The sequence below is a fragment of the Pseudoalteromonas sp. SG41-5 genome, from assembly GCF_014164495.1.
In the GTDB taxonomy this organism is placed as follows: Bacteria; Pseudomonadota; Gammaproteobacteria; order Enterobacterales; family Alteromonadaceae; genus Pseudoalteromonas; species Pseudoalteromonas rhizosphaerae.
Window position 1 is genome coordinate 1 of record NZ_JACJFH010000279.1, and the last position, 532, is coordinate 532.

A 532-nucleotide genomic window follows, 5' to 3' on the forward strand; every position below is an offset into this window, starting at 1 on the left:
GGGTTTAATAGTATTTATGGCTTACCAATCGAATATTACAAAGCAGGTGAAAAGCCAGGGTTCTTTTCTTGGGGCGATGAGCGCAAGTATAGCCACCGCATTGGCCAAGTCATTAGCCAAGCCATCATTCATTTATAAAGGGTAAATTATAAAAAAGCCAAGTTTTAATAAGTTGAGTTGTAAAAACAATACATAATGAAGTACAGCAAATAAAGGAGTAACAATGAGTAGTAATGATAAAAGCTCAGAGAAATCAAGCGAACTTGATGACTTAATTGATAACCTTATTAGTGATGAGGATCTTGAGCGCTATTTTGCTGAACAAAAAGACGGTTTAACTCATGAAGAACGGGAAAAAATAAAAAGAGAAAACCGTGTTAACGCGATTAACCAGTGGTGCGCTGAAAACCTAAAGTATCCCCAGAATTAGCCTTTATATATCAATGAACTAATAGTATTAAAAAATGTGGGAAGCGAGGGAACATTCATGGTGTTTTGTGATCTTATGAATCGCTTAAAAACAACAGAGCTA

1 protein-coding gene is annotated in these 532 nt (G+C 35.5%); it reads left to right on the top strand.

The features are described from left to right. Positions 1-223 precede the first annotated feature (223 nt). A complete protein-coding gene (locus H5232_RS23600; RefSeq protein ID WP_182831717.1) occupies positions 224-430 on the top strand; it encodes a hypothetical protein in 207 nt (68 codons plus the stop codon). Positions 431-532: the final 102 nt, after the last annotated feature.

Bases quoted from the DNA above. Each gene is read 5' to 3' on its own strand.
- H5232_RS23600 (WP_182831717.1), top strand. From the start codon at position 224: ATGAGTAGTAATGATAAAAGCTCAGAGAAATCAAGCGAACTTGATGAC.